General features: G+C 44.4%; 29 protein-coding genes, 1 tRNA gene and 1 other annotated feature (1 of these 31 cut by a window edge). Of the genes, 22 read left to right on the plus strand and 8 right to left on the minus strand.

Features of this window, described 5'->3' with window-relative positions; all coding sequences use genetic code 11:
* Nucleotides 1-98: a binding site (T-box leader), on the plus strand; it begins 153 nt to the left of the window's first position.
* Nucleotides 99-176: 78 nt separating this feature from the next.
* The 4 genes from aspS (at nt 177) to murI (ending at nt 5234) form a co-directional block, all read left to right on the plus strand.
* Entirely contained in the window at nt 177-1943 is a 1767-nt protein-coding gene (gene aspS, locus EDD70_RS03735) for an aspartate--tRNA ligase (RefSeq protein WP_092752885.1), read from the plus strand.
* A 97-nt stretch (nt 1944-2040) separates the two neighbouring features.
* Nucleotides 2041-3642 (plus strand): MBL fold metallo-hydrolase RNA specificity domain-containing protein, encoded by a 1602-nt coding sequence (locus EDD70_RS03740; RefSeq protein ID WP_092752883.1) that lies wholly within the window; start codon nt 2041-2043, stop codon nt 3640-3642.
* A 65-nt stretch (nt 3643-3707) separates the two neighbouring features.
* Nucleotides 3708-4334 carry an HAD family hydrolase gene (locus tag EDD70_RS03745; RefSeq protein WP_092752881.1) on the plus strand — a complete coding sequence of 209 codons (627 nt, stop codon included), beginning with the start codon at nt 3708-3710 and terminating at the stop codon, nt 4332-4334.
* 111 nt (nt 4335-4445) lie between these two features.
* Nucleotides 4446-5234: a glutamate racemase gene (murI, locus tag EDD70_RS03750; RefSeq protein WP_092752879.1), complete on the plus strand. Its 789-nt coding sequence runs from the start codon at nt 4446-4448 to the stop codon at nt 5232-5234.
* 10 nt (nt 5235-5244) lie between these two features.
* On the opposite strand, the gene EDD70_RS03755 is transcribed toward murI, so the two are convergent.
* On the minus strand, nt 5245-5661 hold the full coding sequence (locus EDD70_RS03755) for a putative ABC transporter permease (RefSeq protein ID WP_242943090.1): 417 nt from the start codon (nt 5659-5661) through the stop codon (nt 5245-5247).
* 158 nt (nt 5662-5819) lie between these two features.
* Between EDD70_RS03755 and EDD70_RS03760 the strand changes: the two genes are divergently transcribed.
* From EDD70_RS03760 to EDD70_RS03775, 4 genes are read left to right on the plus strand one after another with little or no spacing between them, the layout of a single operon-like run.
* Nucleotides 5820-6983, plus strand: a complete 1164-nt coding sequence (locus EDD70_RS03760; RefSeq protein ID WP_092752876.1) for a cation diffusion facilitator family transporter — start codon at nt 5820-5822, stop codon at nt 6981-6983.
* Nucleotides 6984-7020: 37 nt separating this feature from the next.
* Nucleotides 7021-7752: a tRNA1(Val) (adenine(37)-N6)-methyltransferase gene (locus tag EDD70_RS03765; protein WP_092752874.1), complete on the plus strand. Its 732-nt coding sequence runs from the start codon at nt 7021-7023 to the stop codon at nt 7750-7752.
* A gap of 13 nt (nt 7753-7765) precedes the next feature.
* Entirely contained in the window at nt 7766-8602 is an 837-nt protein-coding gene (gene rsmI / locus EDD70_RS03770; RefSeq protein ID WP_092752871.1) for a 16S rRNA (cytidine(1402)-2'-O)-methyltransferase, read from the plus strand.
* A gap of 16 nt (nt 8603-8618) precedes the next feature.
* The gene (locus EDD70_RS03775; RefSeq protein WP_162840824.1) at nt 8619-9275 is read left to right on the plus strand and encodes a DUF2628 domain-containing protein; all 657 of its coding nucleotides are present in this window, start codon (nt 8619-8621) and stop codon (nt 9273-9275) included.
* A gap of 39 nt (nt 9276-9314) precedes the next feature.
* On the opposite strand, the gene EDD70_RS03780 is transcribed toward EDD70_RS03775, so the two are convergent.
* The 3 genes from EDD70_RS03780 to EDD70_RS03795 all read right to left on the minus strand — a co-directional run bounded on the left by EDD70_RS03780 (nt 9315) and on the right by EDD70_RS03795 (nt 10783).
* The gene (locus tag EDD70_RS03780; RefSeq protein WP_092752867.1) at nt 9315-9824 is read right to left on the minus strand and encodes a hypothetical protein; all 510 of its coding nucleotides are present in this window, start codon (nt 9822-9824) and stop codon (nt 9315-9317) included.
* Entirely contained in the window at nt 9821-10468 is a 648-nt protein-coding gene (locus EDD70_RS14885) for a hypothetical protein (RefSeq protein ID WP_162840823.1), read from the minus strand. The genes EDD70_RS03780 and EDD70_RS14885 overlap by 4 nt, the downstream gene beginning before the upstream one ends.
* Nucleotides 10469-10537: 69 nt before the next feature.
* The gene (locus tag EDD70_RS03795; protein WP_092752862.1) at nt 10538-10783 is read right to left on the minus strand and encodes a hypothetical protein; all 246 of its coding nucleotides are present in this window, start codon (nt 10781-10783) and stop codon (nt 10538-10540) included.
* 170 nt (nt 10784-10953) lie between these two features.
* On the opposite strand from EDD70_RS03795, the gene EDD70_RS03800 reads away from it, so the two are divergent.
* Nucleotides 10954-11424 (plus strand): metallophosphoesterase, encoded by a 471-nt coding sequence (locus EDD70_RS03800; protein ID WP_092752860.1) that lies wholly within the window; start codon nt 10954-10956, stop codon nt 11422-11424.
* 99 nt (nt 11425-11523) lie between these two features.
* Here EDD70_RS03800 and EDD70_RS03805 read toward each other — a convergent pair whose 3' ends face one another.
* From EDD70_RS03805 to EDD70_RS03820, 4 genes are all read right to left on the minus strand, one after another.
* Entirely contained in the window at nt 11524-12183 is a 660-nt protein-coding gene (locus EDD70_RS03805; protein ID WP_092752858.1) for a potassium channel family protein, read from the minus strand.
* A gap of 12 nt (nt 12184-12195) precedes the next feature.
* Nucleotides 12196-12852: a potassium channel family protein gene (locus EDD70_RS03810; RefSeq protein WP_162840822.1), complete on the minus strand. Its 657-nt coding sequence runs from the start codon at nt 12850-12852 to the stop codon at nt 12196-12198.
* Nucleotides 12853-13161: 309 nt separating this feature from the next.
* Nucleotides 13162-13238 (minus strand) — tRNA-Val (locus EDD70_RS03815).
* 136 nt (nt 13239-13374) lie between these two features.
* Nucleotides 13375-13545 carry a DUF1540 domain-containing protein gene (locus EDD70_RS03820; protein ID WP_205408587.1) on the minus strand — a complete coding sequence of 57 codons (171 nt, stop codon included), beginning with the start codon at nt 13543-13545 and terminating at the stop codon, nt 13375-13377.
* A gap of 460 nt (nt 13546-14005) precedes the next feature.
* On the opposite strand from EDD70_RS03820, the gene EDD70_RS03825 reads away from it, so the two are divergent.
* The 13 genes from EDD70_RS03825 (at nt 14006) to EDD70_RS03885 (ending at nt 26794) form a co-directional block, all read left to right on the plus strand.
* Nucleotides 14006-14263, plus strand: a complete 258-nt coding sequence (locus EDD70_RS03825; RefSeq protein WP_092752854.1) for an HPr family phosphocarrier protein — start codon at nt 14006-14008, stop codon at nt 14261-14263.
* 23 nt (nt 14264-14286) lie between these two features.
* Entirely contained in the window at nt 14287-15969 is a 1683-nt protein-coding gene (ptsP, locus tag EDD70_RS03830; RefSeq protein WP_092752852.1) for a phosphoenolpyruvate--protein phosphotransferase, read from the plus strand.
* Nucleotides 15970-16077: 108 nt separating this feature from the next.
* Entirely contained in the window at nt 16078-16905 is an 828-nt protein-coding gene (locus EDD70_RS03835) for a PRD domain-containing protein (protein ID WP_092752850.1), read from the plus strand.
* Between the two features lie 46 nt (nt 16906-16951).
* The gene (locus EDD70_RS03840) at nt 16952-17446 is read left to right on the plus strand and encodes a PTS sugar transporter subunit IIA (protein ID WP_092752848.1); all 495 of its coding nucleotides are present in this window, start codon (nt 16952-16954) and stop codon (nt 17444-17446) included.
* 113 nt (nt 17447-17559) lie between these two features.
* On the plus strand, nt 17560-19011 hold the full coding sequence (gene nagE, locus EDD70_RS03845) for an N-acetylglucosamine-specific PTS transporter subunit IIBC (protein ID WP_205408586.1): 1452 nt from the start codon (nt 17560-17562) through the stop codon (nt 19009-19011).
* 87 nt (nt 19012-19098) lie between these two features.
* On the plus strand, nt 19099-19842 hold the full coding sequence (locus EDD70_RS03850) for a copper homeostasis protein CutC (RefSeq protein WP_092752846.1): 744 nt from the start codon (nt 19099-19101) through the stop codon (nt 19840-19842).
* Between the two features lie 286 nt (nt 19843-20128).
* Nucleotides 20129-20440: a hypothetical protein gene (locus EDD70_RS03855; protein WP_092752844.1), complete on the plus strand. Its 312-nt coding sequence runs from the start codon at nt 20129-20131 to the stop codon at nt 20438-20440.
* A 42-nt stretch (nt 20441-20482) separates the two neighbouring features.
* The gene (locus tag EDD70_RS03860; protein WP_092752842.1) at nt 20483-21526 is read left to right on the plus strand and encodes a V-type ATPase subunit; all 1044 of its coding nucleotides are present in this window, start codon (nt 20483-20485) and stop codon (nt 21524-21526) included.
* A gap of 91 nt (nt 21527-21617) precedes the next feature.
* Nucleotides 21618-23549 carry a V-type ATP synthase subunit I gene (locus EDD70_RS03865; RefSeq protein ID WP_092752840.1) on the plus strand — a complete coding sequence of 644 codons (1932 nt, stop codon included), beginning with the start codon at nt 21618-21620 and terminating at the stop codon, nt 23547-23549.
* A 50-nt stretch (nt 23550-23599) separates the two neighbouring features.
* The gene (locus EDD70_RS03870; RefSeq protein ID WP_092752838.1) at nt 23600-24034 is read left to right on the plus strand and encodes an ATP synthase subunit C; all 435 of its coding nucleotides are present in this window, start codon (nt 23600-23602) and stop codon (nt 24032-24034) included.
* A gap of 50 nt (nt 24035-24084) precedes the next feature.
* Nucleotides 24085-24393, plus strand: coding sequence for a V-type ATP synthase subunit F (locus EDD70_RS03875; RefSeq protein WP_092752836.1), 309 nt, complete (start codon nt 24085-24087; stop codon nt 24391-24393).
* A 30-nt stretch (nt 24394-24423) separates the two neighbouring features.
* Complete coding sequence (locus tag EDD70_RS03880) at nt 24424-25035, plus strand: hypothetical protein (protein ID WP_092752834.1); 612 nt, start codon at nt 24424-24426, stop codon at nt 25033-25035.
* Between the two features lie 7 nt (nt 25036-25042).
* Nucleotides 25043-26794, plus strand: a complete 1752-nt coding sequence (locus EDD70_RS03885; protein WP_092754559.1) for a V-type ATP synthase subunit A — start codon at nt 25043-25045, stop codon at nt 26792-26794.
* Nucleotides 26795-26813: the final 19 nt, after the last annotated feature.

Raw genomic sequence — 26813 nt, forward strand, 5'->3', positions numbered from 1 at the left:
GCCGATAGGCATCAGCGACAAAGCTTGTGCCGATGAGAGGACCGTATTTACGGTTCATTTGGGTGGTACCACGGAAGATAAAGTCTTTCGTCCCTTGAATAATTTCAAGCGGACGAAGGGCTTTTTTGTTTTGTATTTTACAGAAAAATTTTAACTAGCGAAAGGAGTATTATATTATGAAAAGAACAGGTTATTGCGGATTGTACCGCGAAAAAGACGTAGGAAAGACAGAAACGGTAATGGGTTGGGTACAAACCAAACGTGATATGGGTGGCGTTGTGTTTATCGACCTGCGCGACCGTGAGGGAATTTTGCAAGTAGTGTTTGATATTGCCAACCTTACAGAGGAGGACTTTGCAACAGCAGAAACGCTGAAAAATGAGTCTGTTGTTGCGGTAAGCGGATTGATTCGCTTGCGCGATGAAGAGACCCTCAACCCTAAGCTTGCAACCGGCTTGGTAGAACTGAAAGCAACGCAGGTACAACTGTTAAGTGAGGCACATCCGTTGCCTTTTGCAATTGAAGATCAAACCCCTGTGCGCGAAGAACTGAGGCTGAAATACCGATTTTTAGATATACGGCGCCCGCAAATGCTGCGCAATCTGCGCTTTCGCCATCAGGTGCAAAAAGCGGTTCAAGATTACTTGGACGGCGATGGCTTTCTCGCAGTAGAAACCCCTTTGCTCACCAAGAGTACCCCCGAGGGTGCGCGCGATTACCTTGTGCCCAGCCGTGTACACGAAAGCTGCTTTTATGCGCTGCCTCAATCGCCGCAGATTTTTAAACAGCTGCTGATGGTGGGCGGAGTGGATAAATATTATCAGGTTGCACGCTGTTTTCGCGACGAAGACCTGCGTGCCGACCGCCAGCCGGAGTTTACGCAGGTTGATATGGAGATGTCGTTTGTTGAGCAAGAGGATATTTTGCAGCATTTGGAGCGTTTATTCAAGCACCTGTTTGAGCAAACTCTGGGCATCTGTTTTGACGAGCCGTTTTTGCGTATAACATGGCAGCATGCAATGGATGTTTACGGTACGGATAAACCCGATATCCGCTTTGGGCTGCCCATTGTGGATGTAAGCGACATCGCATCGTCTTGCGGTTTTTCTGTGTTCCGCAATGTGATGGAAGCAGGCGGGGCAGTGCGTGCCATCAATGTAAAAGGCGGTGCTGATTTTACCCGTACGGTTATTGAAGAGCTTACCCAAAAAGCGGTAAGCTACGGCGCAAAGGGTATGGCATGGATCGCAGTGAAACCCGACGGCGAATTGTATTCCATCCTCACCAAATACCTAACCGCTGAAGAGATGGATGCAATCCTCAAGGCGGTAGATGCAAAACCGGGAGATTTTGTTCTCTTCTGTGCCGACCAACTTGATACAGTGCGCCGTACACTGGGGGCTTTGCGCATAGATATAGCTGAACTGCTGGGGCTGCGCCGCAAAGACGATTTTAAGTTTTTGTTTGTCACCGATTTCCCTCAGTTTGAATATTCGCACGAGGCGGGGCGCTATGTGGCGACTCACCACCCGTTTACTATGCCGTACCCCGAGGATGTGCAGTACCTCACCGATGACCCTGCCCGTGTACGTGCTCAAGCCTACGACGTGGTGCTCAACGGCGTTGAACTTGGCAGCGGCAGTATGCGCATCTACCAAAAAGAGGTGCAGCAAAAAATGTTTGAGGCACTGGGCTTTACAGCAGAGCAAATAGAAGACAGTTTTGGCTTTATGGTAAATGCATTTCAGTACGGCACCCCGCCCCATGGCGGCTTTGCGTTTGGGTTGGACCGCCTTGTTATGTTGATGCTCGGGGAAGATTCGCTGCGCCAGGTCATCGCATTCCCCAAAGCAAAGGATGCCTCCTGCCTAATGACCAATGCACCCGACGAGGTGGACCTAGCACAATTAAAAGTACTGGGCATTACAACGGGTGAGTGGTAATATTACAGCAAGCAGTTGATATTTACAACTTTTACATTTCTGTAATTGAACCAATTGGATTTCAATGGTAGAATAAAGGATAAAAGGGGGCTACACAATGCAACTGACATTTTTAGGCGCAACCCATGAAGTGACCGGGAGCTGTTTTTACCTCGAAGCCTGCGGAAAGCATATCTTAATTGACTGCGGGCTGGAGCAAGGCCCGGATGAGTATCAAAATCAAGAGATTCCCGTCAGCGTATCAGAAATTGACTATGTATTGCTTACCCATGCGCATATCGACCATTCGGGGCGGCTGCCGCTGCTTTATGGCAGAGGCTTTCGCGGTGAAATACACACTACCGGTGCAACTGCCGATTTGTGCGATATTATGTTGCGCGACAGTGCGCACATTCAAATGTTTGAGGCAGAGTGGCGCAACCGAAAAGCAAAGCGTGCCGGGCGTGAGGAATATGTTCCTTTGTACGATATGGAGGATGCAGTAGGCGTTCTCAAGCTGTTTCGTTCGTACGAATACGGTGAAATCATCCACCTGTGCGAAGGTATTCGCATACGCTTTACCGATGTGGGGCATTTACTGGGTTCTGCAAGCATAGAAGTATGGATGGAAGAGGATGGAGCAAGCAAAAAAATAGTATTCTCAGGCGACATCGGTAATTTCAATCAGCCGCTGATCCGCGACCCCCAGTACATCAAAGACGCAGACTATGTGGTGATGGAATCGACCTACGGCGACCGCAGCCATGGTTCACCTCCCGATTACGTAACCGAACTTTCTCATATTATCCAAACAACATTCGACCGAGGCGGAAATGTGGTTATTCCATCGTTTGCGGTGGGGCGCACGCAAGAGCTGTTGTATTTTCTGCGTATAATTAAAGAAAAAGGGCTGGTAAAAGGGCACGAAAACTTCCCCGTTTATGTAGACAGCCCGCTTGCAGTAGAGGCAACCAACATCTTTAACGAGAATGTGCAGGGCTATTTTGATGAAGAAGCACTGCAGCTTGTATCGCAAGGGATTAATCCCATTGCATTTGATGGGCTGAATGTTTCGGTAACAAGCGATGAATCGAAAGCAATCAACTTCGATAAAAAGCCAAAGGTCATTCTATCTGCATCGGGGATGTGCGAGGCAGGCAGAATTAAACATCACCTCAAGCACAACCTTTGGCGCCCCGAATGCACGGTTTTATTTGTGGGTTACCAGGCGCTTGGTACATTGGGACGTGCTTTGCAAGAAGGCGCACAAACCGTAAAGCTGTTTGGTGAAACCATCGAGGTACGTGCGCACATCGAGCGGCTCGAGGGCATCAGCGGGCATGCCGATAAGCAGGGCTTACTGCACTGGCTGCAAGCGTTTGAAAAACATCCGCAGCGTGTGTTTGTGGTGCACGGTGAAAACGGTGTTTGCGAAGCGTTTACCGAATGCCTGCGCGCAGAATATCACTACGATGCAGTGGCACCCTATAGCGGAACAAGTTACGATCTTATAAAGAATATCTGCATCAACGAAGGTGTTAAAACGCCTGCCCATAAAGAAAAAGCGGCAGCGCAGCGGTCATCTGATATGTTTGCCCGCTTGATGGCGGCAGGCAAGCGCCTGATGACAGTAATTGGGCACAACGAGGGCGGTGCAAACAAAGACCTTGCCAAATTTGCAGACCAAATTCATTCGCTCTGTGACAAATGGGATAGGTAGGCGGAGTTTTGCGAGTGAAAAATACAAGGTAACTGAGGTAAGCCTGCCGGAAAGGATTATTATTTATGTATCACAACATTGTATTCGATATTGACGGAACGCTGATTGACACCGAAGAGGTATGCCTGAAAGCTTTGCAAAAGCTTATCCTTTCTAGGCAAGGGCGTGAAGTCTCGCTGGAGGAATGTCTCTTTTCTTTGGGCATCCCCAGCCGAAAAGTTCTGCCGATGATTGGCATGGAGTGTACGGATGAGATTCTCGCCGAATGGGATAGCTATTACGCTGAAATTATTGATACAGCAAAACCGTTTGACGGCGTTATGGAGTTGCTTCATACCTTAAAGGGTTGCCCTGTAAAGCTCGGGATTATCACTTCACGCTCGGAAACAGAAATGGAGTACGACCCGAATATGGAGCTGCTGCTGCCTTATTTTGAAGTGATACTCACCGCCAGCGATACCACCGAGCACAAACCAACGCCTGCACCTATGCTGGAGTATCTGCGCCGAACGGGTGCAAAAGCAGAGGATACCCTTTATATAGGCGATACGGTTTACGATTGCCAATGTGCCAAAGGGGCGGGTACGGCGTTTGCCCTTGCCACATGGGGTGCTGCCTCGCACGAGGGCATTCAAGCCGACCATTTGCCTGCTGCACCTTTAGATTTGCTTGCATTGGCTGCAAAATCTTAAATCAAGGCAGTTTTCGTGTGGTTTTTCTAGAATTATGATGCAACCTATGGTACAATAAAAACGTTACTCTGTTGACACTAGTTTATAACACAACAAAGGAAGCGTTCTTACATGAATGAAAACCGCAAAAAAATCGGCGTACTGGATTCCGGCGTAGGAGGACTTACCGTAGTCAAAGAACTGGAACAGCTTTTGCCGAATGAAGATATTGTTTATTTTGGTGACAATAAAAACTGCCCGTACGGCAACCGTACTGCCGACAATATTGTTGAAATAGCGCACAATACCATCGGCTTTTTACAGAACAAAAGCATTAAAGCTGTAGTGGTCGCCTGCAATACAACCTCATCGTTGATTCATAGGTTCGAAAAGGAATATCCATTTCCCATCTTCAGCATTATCAAGCCTGCTGCACAGTATGTAGTACGGCATAATCTGCCGAGTGTGGGGGTGATTGCGACCCAGCTTACCATTAACACAGGCGCTTATAAAAGGCTTATCCACGAGGGCAATGCCAATATTGCCGTTTACGGCGAACCAAGCCATAATCTGGCGGCTTTGGTAGACAGCGGTAAGTTTGATATGGATGCTATTACCGAAGAAATATCTGTACATATGAACCATTTATTGCAGCAGCACCCTGTAAAACATGTCATCTATGGCTGTACGCATTACCCAATTGTTGCCGATGTATTTGAAAAGGCAGCCCCTGAAGTACATTTTATAAACCCCGCGTTCGAGCAGGCAAAGGCGGTTGCCGAATACCTGAAAGAACACAACCTTTTAAATGATGCAGATGGGCATAGCTTTGATATTTATATGAGCGGGTCTGCCTCGGTTTATGAGGCAATCTTGCAGCGTTTAGAGATTAAAACCCCTGCAAACATCTATTGCGTGTAAAGTAATAGGCTCACCTGTGAAGCAGTTTCGCGGGTGAGTTTTTTTCTAATACAAACCGGTTAAGCAGGGCGCTGATGCCTGCAATGGGGATGCACAAAAGGCTCCACAAAAATGTGTAGAGCGGGCACACCTGCCCCAGTACATTTCCGCGCATATGCGAATAATCCCACACGTCCCATTTCAGCAAGCGGTTTACCAAACAGCCTACGGTAAATTCTACGCCTGTAATCGAAAGCGCACCCAGCAGGCACTTTTTCCAAAGGCAAATTTTTTTACAGCGTTCAAACAGGTTGTTTAAAATTACAAAGCAAACGCCACCTGTAAGTGCCATAGTCCAGTGGGTATATTTGCGCCAAACCACTTCAATAAAAGAATATCCGCAGCATCCAATCAAAAAAACAAGCATACCATTTCGTACGCGGTTCACAAGCAACACCTCGTGGTTACTTTGCGCATTTAAAGGGCAGATATTCGGTATCAACAAATACAAAATTTTTACAATTTCAATTGCAATAACAAGAATTTGAATTGTAATTGTGGTATACTGTTAAGATAAAACAATCGCCCACAGGAGGGGAGTACAACATGAAATATTTGTTGAAGCTTTTTATAAAAAATGCAGATGATACCGAAAATGCTGCTGTTCGGCAGCAGTACGGCGTGCTAAGCAGTGTGGTGGGCATTGTGTGTAATGTACTGCTGTTTACCGTTAAGTTTATTTTGGGTTCGATTGCCAACAGCATTGCAGTTACAGCCGACGCATTCAACAATCTTTCTGATGTAGGCTCATCCATTGTAACATTGGTAGGCTTTAAGATGGCATCGAAGCCTGCGGATCATGAGCATCCTTTTGGGCATGGCAGAATAGAGTATCTTAGTGGTTTGCTTATTTCTTTTTTTATTATGCTGGTTGGTGTAGAAATTGGCAAAAACTCTGTTCGAAAAATAATAAACCCCGAGCCGGTTGAATTCAGCATCGTCGTTGTTATCGGTCTGGCGGTATCCATTTTGGTCAAACTGTGGTTGGGTTTATTCAATAAAAAGCTGGGTCAAAAAATTTCATCTACCGCAATGGAGGCAACTGCGGTTGACAGTATATCGGATGTATGTGCCACTGCGGTAACCCTAATTTCGGTGGTTGCGGCACGTTTTACCCATTTACCGATTGACGGTGTGATGGGGACGATTGTGGCATTGCTCATCTTATATGCAGGTTACGGTGTTGCCAAAGATACGCTCAACCCGCTGCTTGGCGGTCACCCTGACCCCGAATTGGTAAAAAAAATAAAAGATTCGATTCTTGATCATAAAGAAATTTTGGGTATTCACGATTTAATCGTGCATGATTACGGGCCCAGCAGGCGGTTTGCTTCGGTGCATGCCGAGGTTTCGGTTCACAGTGATATTATCCTATCGCATGATGTGATTGACCGTGCCGAACGCGAAATTGCAGAAAACTTGCATGTCGAAATTGTAATCCACCTCGACCCGATAGAGACAGACTGCAAAAAAACCAATGAACTGCGCGCGCTGACTTTAAATTTGGTACAAGAAATCAACCCCGAGTTTACGATCCACGATTTTCGTATGGTGCACGGCGGCACACTCACCAATTTTATATTTGATATCAATATTCCGGTAGAAACCAAGGAAACCGATGATGAAATCAAAGCTGCTATCGCGCAAAAAATCAAAGCAATCAACCCCGAATATTATACCGTTGTAAACATCGACCATACCTTATGTTAACCCATACTCGTCAATTATAATAAATAGGAGATTTTGGATGGATTTTGCCTATACCTTTGAACAGCTCACACAAGAACTATCGATTTGTGTAACACCAGACCATAAATTTGGTACGGATGCATTTTTGCTCTCCCATTTTGCACAGCACCGCCGTAAGGATATTGCCTGCGACCTTGGAACCGGCTGCGGAATCATTCCGCTGCTGTGGTTTCGGTGCGACCCGCCGCAGCGTGTTTACGCGGTGGATATTCAGCCTAAGGCAATTGAACAGTTAAAGATTACAGTAGAGCATAACGGTCTGCACAGCCGCTTAACCCCTGTGCTTGCCGATTTAAAAGCACTTGACGGAATATTACCCAAAGCGCAGTTTGATTTGGTAACCTGCAATCCGCCTTATAAAATTGCAAATACGGGCATTTTAAGCGACCTTACCAGCGAGCAGATTGCACGGCATGAGGTGCTGTGTAACATAAACGACGTTTGCGCCGCGGCTTCTCAGCTGCTTAAATTTGGCGGGCGGCTTTGCATTTGCCAACGCCCCGAGCGTTTGCTCGATGTACTGGAAGCCATGCGTAAAAACGGCATAGAGCCAAAGCTTGTCCGTTTTGTACAGCAGCGCGAGGGGCTTGCCCCGTGGCTGTTTTTGGTGCAGGGCAAAAAAGGTTCAAAGCCGTATTTAAAAGTAGAAAAGCCGCTGATTATAGAGGGCGGCGGGCGCGACGGCTTCAGCGATGAATTGCTGAAGATTTACGGAAACGGAAAAGTATAAAGGAGAACAAAGTATGGCAGGTAAACTTTTTGTGGTAGGCACACCAATCGGCAACTTGGGGGATATGACCCCGCGTGCGGTGCAAACACTGCGTGACGTCGATTTTATTGCGGCAGAGGATACCCGTGTAACGCAAAAACTGCTCAACCACTTTGAAATAAAAAAACATACCATCAGCTACCACCAACACAGCCAGAGTGCAGTGAGCGAGCAAATAACAGAGCGTATTTTGGCAGGCGAAAACTGTGCCGTTGTAACCGATGCGGGGATGCCCTGCATCTCGGACCCGGGTGAGGATTTGGTACGGCTTTGCGCCGAGAGAGGTGTGGAGATTGTTGTGGTGCCGGGCCCGTCTGCCGTGGTATCGGCACTTGCGGTATCGGGGCTGCTTACCTCGCGCTTTGCGTTTGAGGGCTTTCTTTCCACCAACCGCAAAAATCGGTTGCAGCATCTTGAATCCATAAAAAATGACAGACATACGCTGATTTTTTATGAAGCACCGCACAAGCTGATTACCACTTTGCAGGATATGCAAAGTGTTTTGGGCGAACGCAGGGTGGCGTTGGCGCGCGAACTTACCAAACTGCACGAAGAAGTAATACGCACCACATTCTCGGGTGCACTGGAGCTATACCGTGAGAAGTCGCCGCGTGGTGAGTATGTGCTTGTGATTGAAGGCGCCCCAGAGCAAGCCCCCACAGAACTAACCTTTGAAGATGCGGTTGGAATGGTATGCAGTTTGGTACAAGATGGTGAATCGATTACCAATGCCGCCAAACAAACAGCAAAAGAAACCGGCTATAAAAAGGGAGATCTTTATAAAGCTGCTTTGGAAAAAGCAAACAAATAGACGGGAGTTTGAGTTTATGCTGGCAGAAAAAACTTGCCCGAGTTGCAATGCTGATATGGAAAATGAATGCAGATTTTGCAGTAGCTGCGGCTATGATTTTACCCAAGGTACTCCTAATGTAATTGCAATTGATGATCACCGAATAGAAGGGTACCTTACCGCAGATATTGCAAGCTTTGTGGACAAAAAAAGTGATGTGTATACCGATAAGCTTGAAGCAATAGAGCAAAAGCGAATCACCTACAATTGGTGCGCCTTTTTATTTACGGCAAATTGGTTTGCTTACCGGCGGATGTATGGCTGGGCAGTGGGGATTATTCTGACATCTGTACTCATTGGAATCGGCATTGCGGCAGTTTTAATAACACCTCTTACCAACGGTACGATATCATCCGAGATGTTTGCGCTTTTATCGTTTGCGGCTGGGCTTGTGTTGCGTGTGGTTTGCGGCTTTTTGGGTGACCGAATTTATTGGAGCCGTATAAAAAAAGCTTTGGACCTAGAAAATTGCAAGGGGAGACCCCCTGTTTATGATAGCAAGCTAAAGCAGAGGCTTGGTTTGGCGGGCGGCACCAGTGTGCCTGCTGTGGTAATATCGGTAGTGGCAGGCGAGATATTTATACAGCTTGTAACTGCGTTTGTTACCCCTGCCATAACGAATATGCTTTTGTAACAAAGCAAATACCCGCAGCCAAAACGGCAGCGGGTATTTTTACAGTAATATGTAACAAAGGGCTAAAATCAGCTTTTTATCCGCTTGATTGTTAATTAAGATAAACAGCAAAACTAAAATAATGATTTTATCGTTGTCAATTCCCAACGCATCCATAACGCGCGAGATGGGGCCGTTTGAGCCGCCCCCGATAATTGACCCGATGGAACTGAGCGGGTTGTTGCCACCCAACAACCCACTTAACAATCCGCCGGTGCTACTGTTATTGTTACTACTCTTGCTTTGCGGAATTTGGATAACTGGTTTGTCATGTGGATTGGGACGGTACTGTTCAGGCTGTCGATATTGTTCAGATTGTCGGTGTTGGTTAGGTTGTTGGTGCTGTTCAGATTGTTTTGGTCGTTTTGCAAATTCGGGATAGTCGGGGTAGTTGCTGCTTTCTACTGCTTTACGTGCACGTTCCTGCATATCTTTCACTCGTTCTACAGCTTCTTGCTGCATGCGCATAATATCTTTGTGGGTGTATTCGTTGCCATTGCTCCAAGTCATCCATTATCACCGCCTAACAACGAACCAAGAAGACCGGATTCCTTAATCAGCGGGAGTAAATCCAGCAACTCCATAATACGAACGGCTTCATCCACCTTTTTTCGGTTTTCTTCAGCAAGGTGAGGCTTTAATGCACGTAACAGCGCGGTACTGCTGTCGTCTTTTCGCTGAGAAAGCAGCTTTTGTATGTTCATCAGCTTACCAATATCGAGGTTTGGAAGCCCAGAATTTTCGTTGCTGCCGCCCCCACCAAGGGATGACAGTAGTGCGCCGAGGTTGGGCATGTTATTGCCACTATTGTTATTATTGTTGTTGTTATTGCTTCCCCCACCAAGCGATGACAGCAGTGCACTCAGATCGGGCATGTTATTGCCGCTATTGTTATTACTATTATTGTTAACTCCGCCAAGTGATGATAGCAGTGCGCTTAAGTCGGGCATATTGTTGTTATTGCTGTTGTTATTGCTGTTGTTATTGTTATTGTTATTGCCGTTGCTATTGCTGTTGCTATTATTATTGCTATTATTTGTCTGTCCGCCGGAGGGACTGCCGCCCTGCCCGAGCATAGACAGCACCTGACTTATCTGTTGCTTGCCCTCGTCTGATGACAGCAACTGCGAGAGCATCTCTGAAAAATCAGCCATCTAGTTCCCTCCTTCTGCGGGGCGCCCGCGTGCTATTATAGATTGTGCTTCAGCATCATGGTTAGTGTATTATTTACCGTTCATTAGATCTTTCAATATTTTTTTTGCGTTGTCGGTGTTGAGAAGTTCCTCAATTTTTTTAGGATCATTCAAAAACTGTTGTACATTGCCGGCATTCAGCCCCTGCGGCAGATCACCTTTTTGCAGTTGAGATTTTAGCTGGTCGGGGGTAACGCCTAGTTTTTTACTTGCCATTTTGAGCATCATATCAATCTGAGCGTTAGAAATGTTAGGCATGCCGGAATTGTTTTTCATAGTAAAAACTCCTTTTAAATTGTCGATAATATTTATAAAATTGTATTCCATTTCATATTTCTTTATGATAAATTAAAAAGTAAAGCATAATTAAGAATCATGTTGTTACTTGCCGTGTACACGGTTTTAACTTAAAATATTACCATATGGTTGCAGTAGGGGGAAGTTTGTTGAGAATTATTGTAATGTCCGATTCACATAAAAATTTTGATAATGTACTAAAAATTGTGGAAAAGCATAACGATGCAGACCTGTTTTTGCATCTTGGAGACGGCGAACACGATTTTGAAGATGTGATGGCGCTGTATCCCGATAAGAATTATGACCACGTTTGTGGGAATTGTGATTTTTACTCTTTAGCGCCGGCGTTCAATCTGATAAAAGCAGACGGAAAACGCATATTTTTTACTCACGGCCACATCTACCATGTAAAGTTCGGTATCAAAGAGCTTTTATATGCAGCACAAGGGCGCGGTGCCGACATTGTTTTGTACGGACATACTCACAATAGTTACATCGAGTATATCGACGGTATGCATGTGGTGAACCCCGGCAGCTGCTCGGGTATGGGGGGCAGTGCGACTTATGCCATCATAGATATTACCAAAGCGGGAGTCGTACCAATTATTGTGAAGCTTTAGGCACTGCATCATCATAGTTTATGATAAATTGCGTAAAAAGGTGCAAAAAATAAAAATCTCTATGCTTTTTTGCAGCATAGAGATTTTTTTGTAAATTTCTTATTCCAATCCTAACATACGGCTAAGGTCATGGATGACTTTAAGCTGACATATAACAATAACTTTATCCCCGCTGAAAATTTGTGTGTTACCGCGCGGAATAATCATGGTACCGTCACGTGAGATGGATACGATAATGCTTTCTTCCGGCATCCGCAATTCACTTAAACGGATACCATCGCGTTTGTAGTTTTGGGGTATTTCAAATTCGCTGATTGATGTTTCCCCGCGGTTGAGAGACATAATTTGTTTAATAGCCGAGGTATCTACCTCGCGCTCCAGCAGGCGAGCAATGTTATCGGTACTGCTGATGGGGATATCTACCCCCAACTGCTTCATAATCGACATATTTTTAGGGTTGTTTACCCTTGCTACTGTACGCTTTACGTGAAACTCTTTTTTGGCAAGCTGGCAGGCAATCAGATTGTTTTCATCTTTGCCCGTAACGCTGATCAGTGCATCAGCCTCTTCAATTCCTGCGTTTTGCAGCGCTTCTATTGTGCTGCCGTCGCCGCAGAAGATGGGGATATCCAAATCGTTGGCAATTCGTGCACAGGTTTCTTTGCTTTCTTCTATTATTCGGGGTTTATGGCCGTGTTCCATCAGTGTTCGGGCGAGGTAAAAACCAACCTTACCGCCGCCCACTACAATCACTGTCATTTAATTTTCCTCCTACTCAACCATCTTTGCAAATACAAGTTTGTCGCCTGCATTCAGCTTTTCACGTTTGTCATGTGCCAATATGAGTTTGCCGTCTTGATGTTGAATTCCAAACAGCAAGCTGCCCGGGTCGGGGATAACATCATGTATGGTTTTACCAATAAGATTTTCTCGCAGCGGTAAAGAGTAGTAAGAGATAGTAGACGTGCCAAAGCTCATTTGTTTTAAATCGATTGCGCCTTCCAATGCGGCACACACCGCATCAACGGTCAGGTTTGTGGGGCAAACGGTTTTGAGGTTGAAGTGCGAGAATACATTTTCCCGCTGTGGGTCGTAAATACGGGTGAGTACAATATCAATGTGAAAAACCTCACGTGCAAGTTGTGCTACCATAATATTAACGTTATCGTCTTGCGTAACGGCAATTACCGCATCGCTGCCTTCAATCCCTGCATTCCGCAAAACATCCTGATCAATGGGTATTCCGGCTACGGTGTAACCCGAAAACTCATGGTCAAGCAATTCAAAATGCTCTGCATCACGGTCTACAATACATACATCATGTCCCAATTTATCCAATACCGTTGCCAGCTTGGAGCCAACCTTGCCGCATCCGATGACCAATACATTCATTGTAAAAGTGCCGCCTTTCTTCCATACATCTAACATAAAAAGCATTCTAAAAAAGTACTTGAGCTGTTTACAGTAAGAACTAGTATAACGCTTTATACTTGCAGTTGCAACCTGATTTTTGTCTGAGGATGTCACAAGAAAATTTATCCAAATCTATATTACAAAAAAGCTAACCATTATAAGTAAGCTGACTATTATAGATTAATCACTTGCGGGTGGCGCTTGCACCAAGTATACCATATGGTAATAACCGTAATTGCAATCAATCCGCCGACCAATGCGCACTAATTTGTGTATTTTTCGATATAACAAAAACCGCTTAAACATCACGTTTAAGCGGCATTTTGGTGGACACGGTGGGGCTCGAACCCACGACCTCCTGCGTGTGAAGCAGGCACTCTAACCAGCTGAGCTACGCCTCCTAATTTAGGTACTTAAATATTATAGCACAAAGCATGGGTATAGTTCAATATGTAATTTCACATTTTTTAGAACAGAAATTGTATAAATATGTAAAGCTTACGAGGTATTACAAACGTCGTAAGCTCTAATAAATATTTATCTTTCCGGTTTAAAAGACTCGCAATCGGTACATTGCTCCATAGTCGGGTTGGACTCATGTGTTCCTACGGTAATGCAATCTAACGAGCAATAGTTTTTGTCTTTGCAGTGATAGGTGCATTGTTGAACGGTGCATTTGATGCATTCATTGGGTTGATATTGATTCATTATAATACCTCCTTTTTCAGGTTGTAAATATATCATTCCCCGTGGCTGCTGCATTTATCACAGAAAAAAGTGTGATGTATTTTACCGCTATTTTAATTTTGAAAAAAGTAATTTTCTTTAGAAATTGTTCATAATATCAGCAGAAAGAGGTGATTTTGAAAAGCTATAAATTTGTATATTTTATTCTGAATATCTAAAAAAACTATATAATAAGCACAAACAAATTAAACTTTCTTTATTTTTTCAATCAACAATAACAATAAACAGGGCTATTATTTTGTAAATATTAACAAATTTTTAAGAAATTGTTGACAAAGGATGCCTGTGACATTATGATATTAGTAAGAACATAATAAAGCAATGTAACTGATTCGATCAGGCATAAACTTTCAATGAAGAAATTTCTTTTCATGAGGGTTTGTGCCTTTTTATTTTAATAATATTTACAAAGGAGTTTCATATGAAAAAGTTTGAGTATACTGTTAAAGATGATTTGGGGTTGCATGCCAGGCCGGCGGGTTTACTGGTAAAATGTGTATCTGGATATAAATCGGCAGTAACGTTGACCAAGGGCGGAAAGAGTGCAGATGCCAAACGTTTATTCGGTGTAATGGGGCTTGCCGTAAAATTCGGCGATGTCATTTCTGTTACGATAGAGGGTGAAGATGAGGATGCTGCATATTTGGCCATTAAAGCTTTTTGTGAGAGCAATTTTTAAATTTTAGATTGGAGTGGCGCTTAATGGAAATTTTGAAAGGTGTAGGCGCTTCCAAGGGAATTGCAATTGGTCAGTTGCTGTTTTACACGGGAGACCCTTATAAAGTTGAAAAATTTTCTGTGAAGGATACCTCTGCAGAATTACAGCGGCTTGAAACTGCTAGAAAAAAGGCAATTGATAGCCTGAACCGTATATATGAAAAAGCTTTATTGGAAATCGGCGAAAAGGATGCGATGATTTTTCAAATTCACGCTATGATGCTCGATGATTTGGATTATATTGAAAACATAACAAACCTAATTGTAAACGAAAAGGTGAATGCCGAATATGCGGTAAACGAAACCGCACAAAAGTTCGCACAGATGTTTTTATCTATGGATGATGATTATATGAAGCAGCGCAGTACCGATGTTTTTGATATTTCAAAATCACTCGTGAGAGAGCTTTCAAGCAGTAAAGCACATGATTTGGAATATATCACCGGTAAAGTGATTATTGCTGCAGATGATTTAATGCCCAGCGAGACTGTACAGCTCGACAAGAGCAAAGTAATGGCTTTTGTCACACGCGGCGGTTCAAAGATATCGCACTCTGCTATTTTGGCAAGAACGATAGGAATACCGGCTGTGGTAGGTTTGGGCGATTCAATTAATAAGCTTGAAGACGAGAGTATTGTGATTGTAGACGGGTTTACCGGCGCTGTTTATTTACAGCCGGATACCGAAACGATTGTACGATTTACCGCACAGCGTGATGAATACCTTGCAACGCGTGAAAAACTTTTGCAACTGAAAGGTAAATCAAGCGAAACGCTGGACGGAGTAAAAGTAGAAATCAACGCAAATATCGGACGTCCTGCAGACATTTCTTTGGTTCAGGCTAACGATGCCGAAGGCATTGGGCTTTTCCGCAGTGAATTTTTGTATATGGAGAGTAGGGAATTTCCTACTGAAGAAGCTCAATTTGAAGTTTATAAAGAAGTATTGGAGCGTATGAACGGCAAGCGTGTAATAATACGTACACTCGACCTCGGCGCCGATAAACACGTACCGTATTTTAACATCCCCAACGAAGATAACCCAGCGATGGGGTACCGTGCAATTCGTATTTGTTTGACACGCCCCGAAATTTTTAATGCGCAGCTGCGCGCTTTACTGCGTGCATCGGTTTATGGGCACCTTGCAATTATGGTACCGATGATTACATCGTTGGATGAGGTACTGAAAACAAAAGAAATCATTGAAAATATTAAGACACAGCTTCGAGATGAGGGTATCGCATATTCGGACGATTTTGAGTTCGGCATTATGGTTGAGACACCCGCTGCAGCTATGATTAGTGACATTCTGGCACAGCATGTAGACTTTTTTAGCATAGGGACAAATGACCTAACTCAATATACGTTAGCGGTAGATAGGATGAACCATACAATCGCATCTCTTTATGATCCACGCCATTTGGCAGTGCTTCGCATGATGCGAATGATTGTAGAGAACGGGAAAAAACACGGCATATGGACGGGTATTTGCGGTGAATCTGCGGCAGATGCAGAGTTGATTCCTGCATTTTTGGCAATGGGGGTCCATGAGCTTTCCGTTAGCCCAACAGCGGTATTGGACGTAAGGCAAAAAGTACGTGACATCAACCTTGCGCTATGCAAAGAGAAAATATTAAAACGTCTGGATGAAGGAACCCTTTCAATTTAAACAAAAGGAGACTTTTGAATACTGCTCATAAAAATATTACAGTTCGCAAGATAACCCACGGCGAATGTAAAGAGGACATCTTGAGGCATCTGACCGGAGGTTTCAGCAATGCATTATAAGGCAGTGAAGGTTTTTAACAACAACGTGGTACTTGCTGAAGAAGAGGACGGCAAGCAAGTCGTTCTTATCAGCAAAGGCATTGGGTTTGGTGTGAAAAAAGGCGAGCACATCAGCGCAGATGGAAATGACAAAAAAGTGTTCTACATTTTAGATGACAATGTCAACGCGAGTGAAATTAAACGTTTGAGCTACGACATTGAAAAAGTAGAACAGGTGACACATGAGATTGTGCAAATCGCGCGTGAAAAACTGGATATTACAAGCGATAAGCTGTACGATGCGCTGTTTGACCATATCTCATTTGCAATTGAACGCCTAAAAATGGGTCTGCCTATCGATAACCCATTTATAGGAGAAATATCCATTATGTGCAATCGTGAATATGAGGTTGCAGAAAATGCTGCAAGCCTAATTAAACAACAAATCGATGTCGACATCGGTGATGCGGAAAAAGGCTTCATTGCCCTGCATCTTTATTCTGCCCGCCGCAATAAGCATATTAACGTTGCAATGAAAAGTGCACGCGTATTCAAGCAGGCGGTTACTATGGTGGAAAGACGCTATAACCGCACCTTTGATACGAGCTGCTCTGCCTGCAAAAGCTTTTTAATGTCGCTGAACCGCTTGGTAAATGTAAGTGCAAACAAAAAGGTGATCAGTATGCCTATTAAGGATTACGTAAAGCTTTATATGCACGAATACGATGTAACAGCGCAAGCCATTGCTGCAATGATAAAAACGGAGTTGGGCGTTGATTTCAGCGAGGATGCAAAGGCGTTTTTGGCGGTAAGTATTTGTAAATTTATACAAATGTAATTGTTTACCCTTTGCATGATTCAAAGCAAGTAGAAAGGAAATATCCATGGGATTATTAAATAAAATTTTTGGCGGCAACAAAGAAAAAAACAATGTAATTTTAAGCCCTGTTGAGGGAGAGGCAGTTCCTATATCCGAGGTAAGCGACCCTACTTTCGGCGAAGAAATTTTAGGCAAAGGTATCGCCGTTAAGCCTAATAAGGGCAGGGTGGTTTCTCCGGTAACCGGTACCATAGATATGATGTTTGATACCGGGCATGCAGTAAGTATTTTATCGAATATCGGCACCGAAATATTAATTCATGTAGGGCTTGATACCGTTAAACTCAAGGGGAAACACTATAAAACTTATGTAAAAAACGGTGATAAGGTAAAAATAGGTGATTTGCTGATTGAATTTGATATAGACGCAATTTTGAGCGAGGGCTACGATGTTATCACACCAATTGTTATTTGCAATACACCCGATTATGCACAGGTTGAGCCGCTTAGCGGGAAAGCTGTGCACGAACTGGATGAACTAATTATACTCAAAAAATAAATTCCCTTTGACAGCGTTAGAAGTAATTTAGAACCCTACCTTTCAAGGAACGGTTCTGAATATAAAAATGTGTAGCCGATAAGCTGCACAAGACAAAAGAGGAGGGTTTTTTTATGATGAAGTATCTGCAAAGACTCGGAAAATCCCTGATGCTGCCGGTAGCATGTCTGCCTGTAGCAGGTATCCTGTTGGGCATTGGTTATTGGATTGACCCCACCGGTTGGGGCGCCAACAATGTGGCTGCTCTGTTCTTGGTAAAAGCGGGCGCCGCGTTGATTGACAACATGGCAATTTTGTTTACCATCGGTGTTGCCATTGGTATGGCGGATGACCGTGACGGAACGGCGGCATTATCCGGCTTGGTATCTTGGCTGATGATTCAAACTCTGCTTGCTCCCGGTGTTGTGGAAATTATCACAGGTGCAGAGGCAAATGCAGCTTTCGGTAAAATCAACAACCAATTTATCGGTATTCTCTGCGGCTTAATCGGTGCTTCATGCTATAACCGCTTTAAAAACACCAAGCTGCCCGATGCGCTGGCGTTCTTTAGCGGCAAACGCTCTGTGGCTATAGTTACCGGTTTGGTTACCATAGTAGTGGCGCTTGTTCTGTTCTTTGTATGGCCGTTTATTTACTCGGCACTGGTTGCTTTTGGTAAAGCAATTCTCGTAACAGGGCCAATCGGCGCAGGTATTTATGCGTTCTTTAACCGTCTGCTTATTCCCGTTGGTTTGCACCATGCCCTTAACTCGGTATTCTGGTTTGACGTTGCGGGTATTAACGACCTCGGCAGATTCTGGGGTACCGCTGCAGAAGCAGGTGTAAAAGGCGTAACCGGCCAGTACATGGTAGGTTTCTTCCCGGTTATGATGTTTGGTTTGCCCGGCGCGGCCTTGGCAATGTACCACACAGCAAAAACCAACAAGAAAAAAATTGCGGCAGGCCTGTTAGGCGCAGCAGCACTTTGCTCGTTCTTAACCGGTGTTACCGAGCCTTTGGAATTTGCATTTATGTTCCTTGCTCCGGCATTGTACGTTGTTCATGCTGCACTGGCAGGCGTTTCGGCTGCTATCTGTGCGCTGCTTCCTGTCAGAGCGGGCTTTAACTTCAGTGCAGGCTTTATTGACTGGGTACTTAGCTTTAAGGCTCCTATGGCGGTTAACCCTTGGTTGCTTATCCCCATCGGTCTCGTATTCTTTGTAATTTACTATGTTCTGTTCCGTTTCATGATCACCAAGTTTAATCTCAAAACCCCGGGCAGAGAAGATGATGACATAGACGAAGCAGAAAAATCCGTGAGACTTTCGAATAAAAACTTTGCGGAAGTAGCCGCAATTATTTTGGAAGGCGTCGGCGGAGCAGAGAATGTTACATCGGTTGATAACTGCATTACAAGATTGAGACTCGAAGTAAAAGATTATACCAAAGTGAACGAGAAGAAAATCAAATCTTCGGGCGTTTCCGGTATTATCAGGCCAAGTAAGACAAACGTACAGGTTATCGTAGGTACACAAGTACAGTTTGTAGCCGATGAGTTTAGCGCTTTAATGTCAGTAAAACAATAACCCCCTTAACCAGCAAAAAGGGCGGGCAGGTTTTCTGCCTGTCCTTTTTGTTGCTTATAAGCGAAAAAAGCAAAGTAGGAGGATTAAATGATAAATAATATTTCTGTGGAAATATGCTGCGGTTCATTAGAAGACTGCCTGGCGGCTCAAAGTGCAGGTGCAGACTGCATCGAATTGGTTACGGCACATTTACTGGGCGGGCTCACTCCGTCGGCAGGCTTGCTGTACAAGGTGAAAGAAAAAGTGCGGCTGCCTGTTTCGGCAATTGTCCGCCCGCGAGCAGCAGGTTTTTGCTACAGCGATGAAGATTTTGAAGTGATGTGCCGCGACGCAAAAGAGTTTGCACGCATTGGTGCGGATGGTATAGTGTTTGGCTTTTTACAGCCTAATGGCAATTTGGATTATGAGCGCTGTGCAAGGTTTTTAGATTGTGTCGGGGATTGTACCCCTGTGTTTCATCGCGCCATTGATGTTGTGGAGGATATGCTCGCAACGGCAGAGCGCTTAATCGGCTTGGGCGTAAAACGTATTCTTACCAGCGGCGGAAAAGAAAACGCCCTTGCAGGGGCACCTACTATCCGAAAATTGGTGCAGCAGTGCGGCGACCGTATTCAAATATTGGCGGGCGGAGGTATCCGAGCAAACAATATAGCACAGGTAATAGCCCAAACTGGGGTGAAAATGGTGCATTTCAGCGGTACAGCTTACCGCGAAGATACATCAACCTGCCGCAACCCAAACCTTAATTTCGGTGCTTCGGTTCTTCCACCAAACGAAAATTTTATTGTTGTAAATAAAAACAATATTAGTGATATTATGACAAATATTTGAATAAACCGCAAGTACTTGTATACTGACACTCTATTTTTAGTATAAGAGTGTATCTATAGGCAAAAACGCTATGGTTACAAAAAACCATAGCGTTTTTTATATATAGTATATAAAATTATTCTCGGTAAATATTATTAAAAAACAAACTCTTGGAGGAAGAAAAATAAAACATTTTCACGATTGCATATTTTAATCAATAGGTATACTATTAGTTGGTAACTTTTTTAATGACTGCTCAGCGCCATGCTCTGGGCAACTTTCAAAAATAGAACAGGGGTGAGAGACGGTGGATGATATGATCAAGGCGCTCATTGAAATTGATAAAAGAGCACGCCAAACAGTTCAAACCGCAAAGGATAAGCGCAATGAGGCAAAGGCTGAGATCGCACAGGAAAAAAGCAAAGTTCACGAGGCCTATCTCAAACGTGCAAATGAGCATATTGAGAAAATGAAACAGCATGCAGATGAAGAAACCTCACAGAAACAGCTTACGATTGAAGAAGGGTTTCGTGTATCTGCGGCTTCATTGGAAACCCAATTTGTCGCAAACAAAGAAAAATGGGTTAACGAAATCATTTGCCGCTGCAAACAAATCTAGGTGCAGATGCCGAACGATTGAATTGCAGAAAGGGGGAAGAGCATGCTGACGTCTTTTTCCAACAAGGCGATTATGACAAAAGCAATGTCGATGTACGGCAAACGTATGACGAACGAACAATATATGGAGCTGCTCCATAAAAAAACAGTTGCAGAAATAGCCGCATATCTGCGCGATGAAACCGGCTACAGCGAGGCACTCAAAGGCATCCAGCCAACAGCCATACACAGGGGGCAGTTGGAGATTTTGCTGCGTAAAGAACGTTTTTCTCGCTACTTGAGATTGATTCATTACGACAACTCGCGTAACGACAGTTACTACCGCTATCTCATTATCGAGATTGAAATCGAGCAGATTTTACAAATGGTACAGTTGCTCAACTCAAACCGCGCCGAAGAATATATTACGCAGTACCCGGCATTTTTAGAGCATAGTTCGCGCGTGAACTTGATGGAGCTTGCAAAAGTACGCAGTTTTGACGATTTGCTGCGTGTATTGGGTGATACCCCTTACGGCAAACTGATTATGCAGTGTCGCCCGCTTGGGGATGAACTCATCGATTATACCAAGTGTGAGGTCATATTAATGTCCTACTACTATCAGCATGTAGAGGATATCATCGACCAATCTTTCCGCGGTAAAACACGCGTTCATCTGCATGAGATATTTCAAACACACTTGGAGCTGATTAATATCAGCACGGTTTATCGGATGAAAAAGTTTTTCCCCGAAACCAAGCCCGAAAACATCGCAAAATGCATTTTGCCGGTGTGGAAGCGCATCCCGCAAAAAGAGCTTGACAGGCTGATTGCCGCACCGACTGCAGAAGATTTTTTGGCTGAAATTGCTGCGTCTCCTTTTGCTAAATTTGTGGGCAGCGACGATTTTACTTTTATTGAGTACAGCACAAGCTGCATTAACTATCATATGAGCAGGCGCTATCTGCGTTTTGCTACCGATGCGCCCACAGTGTTTACCGCATATATGTCGTTATGCCGCATTGAACTTGGCAACATTACAACAATTATTGAGGGTGTGCGATATGGCGTTCCCCCCAGTGAGATTAAAAAAATGCTGATTCTGTGATAATGCAGATGAGCACAAAGCAAATTTACAATTTCATCAAGGCTTGATTGGCCTAAAAGCGGTATTTTACCGCAGAAAGGTGGTGTGATGGATGTCAATTGAAAAAATGACACTGGTTCAGATTACCGGTCATGTAGATTCTCTTGACGAGGTGCTGCGCAAATGCTCCGATACGGGACGTTTTCACCCGGAACAGCCGGCACAGTTAAGTGATAAGGTGGGCGGCTTTACCCAAATGACCGAAGAAAACCCCTACAAAGCACGTTTGAACCGCATTATTGACATCGGAGTCAGCGCAGGAATCAAATTAAAATACGATGCCGCCGTGAATAAAAAGATAGCACCGGAAATCGTTGACCATTTTTTAGACAGCTTTCATGAAGAACTTGCCGCACTCAGCGAGCGCAAACGCGCCCTGACAGCGGCAATTGAGCAGGGGCAAACCGCATTGGTACAGCTTCGCCATCTCGATACGCTGGATGTTAGCTTTGACGACCTGTTTTCTTGTGAGTTTTTAAAGATACGTTTTGGCCGCATACCCGTTGACAGTTACAAAAAACTTTCGTATTACAAAGACCGATTGTTTTTCTTTGTAAATCTATCTGAGGGTAGCACTTACAACTGGGGTTTGTATATCACTACACTCGATCATGAAGCAGAGGTGGATGATATTTTCTCCTCTTTATATTTCGAACGCATCCGCATACCGGAGGCTCACGGAACACCCGGCGTTGCAAAACGCATGTTTGAAGAAAGCCTTGCGAAAGATAAAGCAGAACTTGAACAGGTAAACAGCCGTTTGGTAAAACTTGTGCAAGAGCATCAGGAGAAATTCCTCGACATTTACTCCAGTATTCGTTTTTTAAACGAATCGTTTGACTTGCGCCGTTATGTAAGTGTTTACAAAAATCAGTTTCATATTACGGGCTTTTTGCCGGTACGTGATGAAAAATCGTTTGCCCAAAGTATTGAGCCGATTACCCATGTGCATGTTGAATTTAAACCGCATGACAGCGACAAGAGGCTAACAACACCCACGAAGTTGCGCAACAGCAAACTTTTTCAGCCTTTTGAAATGTTCATCGATATGTACGGTACACCGTCTTACAATGAGATTGACCCTACGCCTTTTGTGGGCATCACTTACACATTGCTGTTCGGCATTATGTTTGGCGATGTAGGGCAGGGGTTGGTGATTACACTGCTGGGCGCCCTTTTGTGGAAGTTTAAAAAAATGAGCCTTGGCAGAGTGATGACTCGTATCGGTATATCCGCTGCATGTTTTGGTATGGTATATGGCTCGGTGTTTGGTATGGAGCATTTGCTCGACCCGTTTTACAAAAACGTTTTGGGTCTGCACGAAAAACCTGTTGAGGTAATGAATCCTCTTACCATCAACAACCTGCTGATATTTGCAATCGGGTTTGGTATTTTACTGATTATTATTTCTATGCTTACCAATATCATCATTGGTTTTAAGAATAAAGATTACGAAAAAGCGGTATTTTCGAACAACGGCATTGCAGGTATGGTGTTTTACGTTGCGGTCCTCGTCGGTGTTCTTTCTAGGCTTACAGGCGGTAAGAGCTTGTTTACCACGGCATATATTCTTGAGTTTATCGTAGCCCCCATTCTGGTAATCTTTTTAAAGCACCCTCTGGGCAAGCTTGCAAAAGGTAACAAACACATCAAGCCGGAGGATGGTATCGGTAGCTTTATCCTGGAAGGATTCTTTGAATTGTTCGAAGTTGTATTGAGCTTTGTTACCAATACCATGTCATTTTTGCGTGTAGGCGGGTTTATCATCAGCCACGCAGGTATGATGGCGGTAGTATTAACATTAACAGAAATGATGAACGGCTCGGGCAGCATTGTGGTTATGATTATCGGCAATGCCTTTGTTATGGCACTGGAGGGCTTTATTGTGGGCATTCAGGCGCTGCGTCTTGAGTTTTATGAAATGTTCAGCCGCTACTTCGAAGGACAAGGCAAACCGTTCCGTCCCATTGTTATCGGCGAGTAGTATCCGATTGAAAACAAATTATCAAAACGAATCTTATGGAGGGTATTTTTATGAACAGTATGATGTTTATTCTTCCCGCACTGGTTGTTGCATTGATTGCAATTCCACTAATTTCGGTTGCCAGAGGTGTTAAAACCGGCAAACAAGCTAGAAACAGAGTTATCGGTAACCTTTGCATGTTTTTTGGCGTTTGCCTTTGTGCATTCATTTTTCCGCTAAGTGCATTTGCTGCCGAAGCTAATGGCGTTGTTAACGCAATTATAGGCACTTCTGCACAGGGCATGGGCTTTCTTGCTGCTGCATTGGTAACCGGTCTTGCTGCTATCGGCGCAGGTATCGCAGTTGCTGCTGCTGCTCCCGCAGCCATCGGTGCAGTGTCTGAAGACCCTAAATCGTTCGGTAAGGCTATCATCTTTGTTGTTCTTGGTGAAGGTATCGCTATCTACGGCTTGCTGATCTCTATCCTGATTATCAACAAACTTTAATCTGTATCGACATTTGGCTTGGTACGGTAAATAGAAAGGGCGATTAATCCATGAGGATGTATCTGATTAGTGATAATATAGACACCTGCATGGGCATGCGCCTTGCGGGAATTGAGGGCGTTGTACTGCACGAGCGAGAAGAAGTGGTTGCAGCTGTGCGCCGTGTTGTTGAAGACCCTGCCGTAGGCATTTTACTTATCACAGAAAAGCTTGCAGAGCTTTGCCACGATGTGATTGATGACCTGAAGCTCAATCAAAAAAAGATGCTGGTTGTTGAGGTACCCGACAGACATGGCGGCAGCCGCGCAACCGATGCATTGGAGAGATATGTAAACGAGGCAATCGGCGTAAAGATGTAGTGCGCCAAAATACGAAAAGGTGGTGAGCAAATGGCAACGGCGAACAAAGGAATAGAACGTAAGCTTGCACGGTTTGAAGAAGAAATTATGGGCAGTGTGGCGCAAATTTGCAAAGAAATTGACGATGAGCTTGCAGCCTACCGTACCGGCGAGCTGGGTAAACACGAAGACGATACCCTTGCCGAAACCTATAACATCATCCAATCCGAGGTGTCTGAAATCTCGGTGGAAGAAACCAAAGACCTTTCACGCAAAAAAATGGAGCTGAAAAAGAAACTCTATATCAAGCGTGATGAATATAACAAACTGATTTTTGCCGAGGCAAGGATCAAACTGACCGAATTTACCAAAAGTGCCGAGTACTTGGATTTTCTGTTAGGCAAAGCAAAAAAGCTGGTGAACAGCTGTGTGTGCGAAGGTGCACAACTGCTGCTGAAAGAGGATGATTTGCGGTATACAGAGCAGCTGCGAAAAATCTGTGGCGATAAACTTGAAATTATGGCGGATGGGGAGATTCTCATCGGCGGAGCCAAGCTTGTAAACGAAGCAAAAAACTTTATTGCCGATGAAACCCTGGACGCTGCACTTGAAGAGCAAAAGGAATGGTTTGCGGCAAATTCGGGCTTTATTGTGACCATGTGAGGTGAAAATATTGAACAACGTAATCTATTCCATTAACGGCCCTGTTGTGACCGTAAAAAATGCTACCGATTTTGCTATGCTCGAGATGGTGTATGTCGGTGAAAAAAGGCTGATTGGTGAGGTTATCTCTATTACCAGTAAGGCAACCACCATTCAGGTATACGAAACCACCACAGGGCTTAAACCTGGCGAGCCCGTTTATTCTACGGGTTCACCTTTGTGTGCAACCTTGGGGCCCGGCATCCTTTCCAATATTTTTGACGGTATCGAACGTCCGCTCAAAGATATCAACGAACGTTCCGGTGCTTATATCGACGAGGGGTGCAATATTCCGTCGCTTGATGATGAACGGACATGGGATGTAACCATCAAGGTAAAAGAGGGCGATTCGGTACAGGGGGGCCAAATTTATGCAACTTGCCCCGAAACCGAGTTAATTGAGCACCGCTGCATGATTTTGCCTACGCTGAATGGTAAAGTAACCTTTGCGGCAGAAAACGGCAGATATAAAATCAACGATGTAATTGTTAAAATAGAAGATGAACACGGCAAAATGCATGAACTCACTCTTTGCCAAAAGTGGCCGATTCGTACAGCGCGCCCGACGAAAGAGCGTTTGCCTATTTCGCAGCCGCTGATTACCGGGCAGCGTGTGATCGATACGATGTTCCCCATAGCAAAGGGCGGCACAGCAGCTGTGCCCGGTGGGTTTGGTACAGGTAAAACCATGACACAGCATCAGTTGGCAAAATGGTGCGATGCTGATATTATCGTTTATGTAGGCTGCGGTGAGCGCGGTAACGAGATGACACAGGTACTCAAAGAGTTTAGTGAGCTGATTGACCCTAAATCGGGCAAAAAACTGACTGCACGTACCGTTTTAATTGCAAATACCTCCAATATGCCGGTTGCGGCGCGTGAAGCGTCTATTTATACCGGCATCACATTGGCAGAGTATTACCGTGATATGGGCTACCATGTTGCCATTATGGCAGATTCTACTTCTCGTTGGGCAGAGGCTCTGCGTGAGATTTCAGGCCGATTGGAAGAAATGCCTGCAGAAGAAGGCTTCCCTGCCTATCTGCCTTCGCGTATTTCTCAATTTTACGAGCGTGCAGGTTACATGGTAACGCTTTGCGACAAAGACGGTTCCGTCTCTATCATCGGTGCTGTTTCGCCGCAGGGTGCTGATTTTTCAGAGCCGGTTACCCAAAATACCAAGCGTTTTGTGCGCTGTTTTTGGGCGCTCGATAAATCTCTTGCTTACGCACGTCACTATCCCGCTATCAACTGGAATACCAGCTACAGTGAGTATATTGACGATTTGGCAAAGTGGTACGGTACCAATGTGGATAAAAGTTTTCTCAGCAAACGCCAGCAGATAGCATCGTTGCTGCATGAAGAAAACGAACTGATGGAAATTGTAAAGCTGATTGGTTCGGATGTACTGCCCGACGACCAAAAGCTTGTTATTGAGATTGCTAAAATAATTCGTGTAGGCTTTTTGCAGCAGAATGCATTCCACAAAGACGATACCTTTGTTCCTTTGCAAAAACAACTTAAAATGATGGAGGTTATCCTCTATCTTTACGAAAAGTCAAAAGTCATTGTACAGGCAGGCAAGTCGCTTACCGAGGTACTTGAAACCGGTGTATTTGCAAATTTGGTAAAAATGAAATATGAAGTGCCAAATGAACATTTAGAGCAATTTGATAGATACTTTAAGATGATTGATGAAGCATTTAACCATCTCGATTAAACGAAAGGACGGAATTTAA

It is taken from the genome of Hydrogenoanaerobacterium saccharovorans, from assembly GCF_003814745.1.
Lineage (GTDB): Bacteria > Bacillota > Clostridia > Oscillospirales > Ruminococcaceae > Hydrogenoanaerobacterium > Hydrogenoanaerobacterium saccharovorans.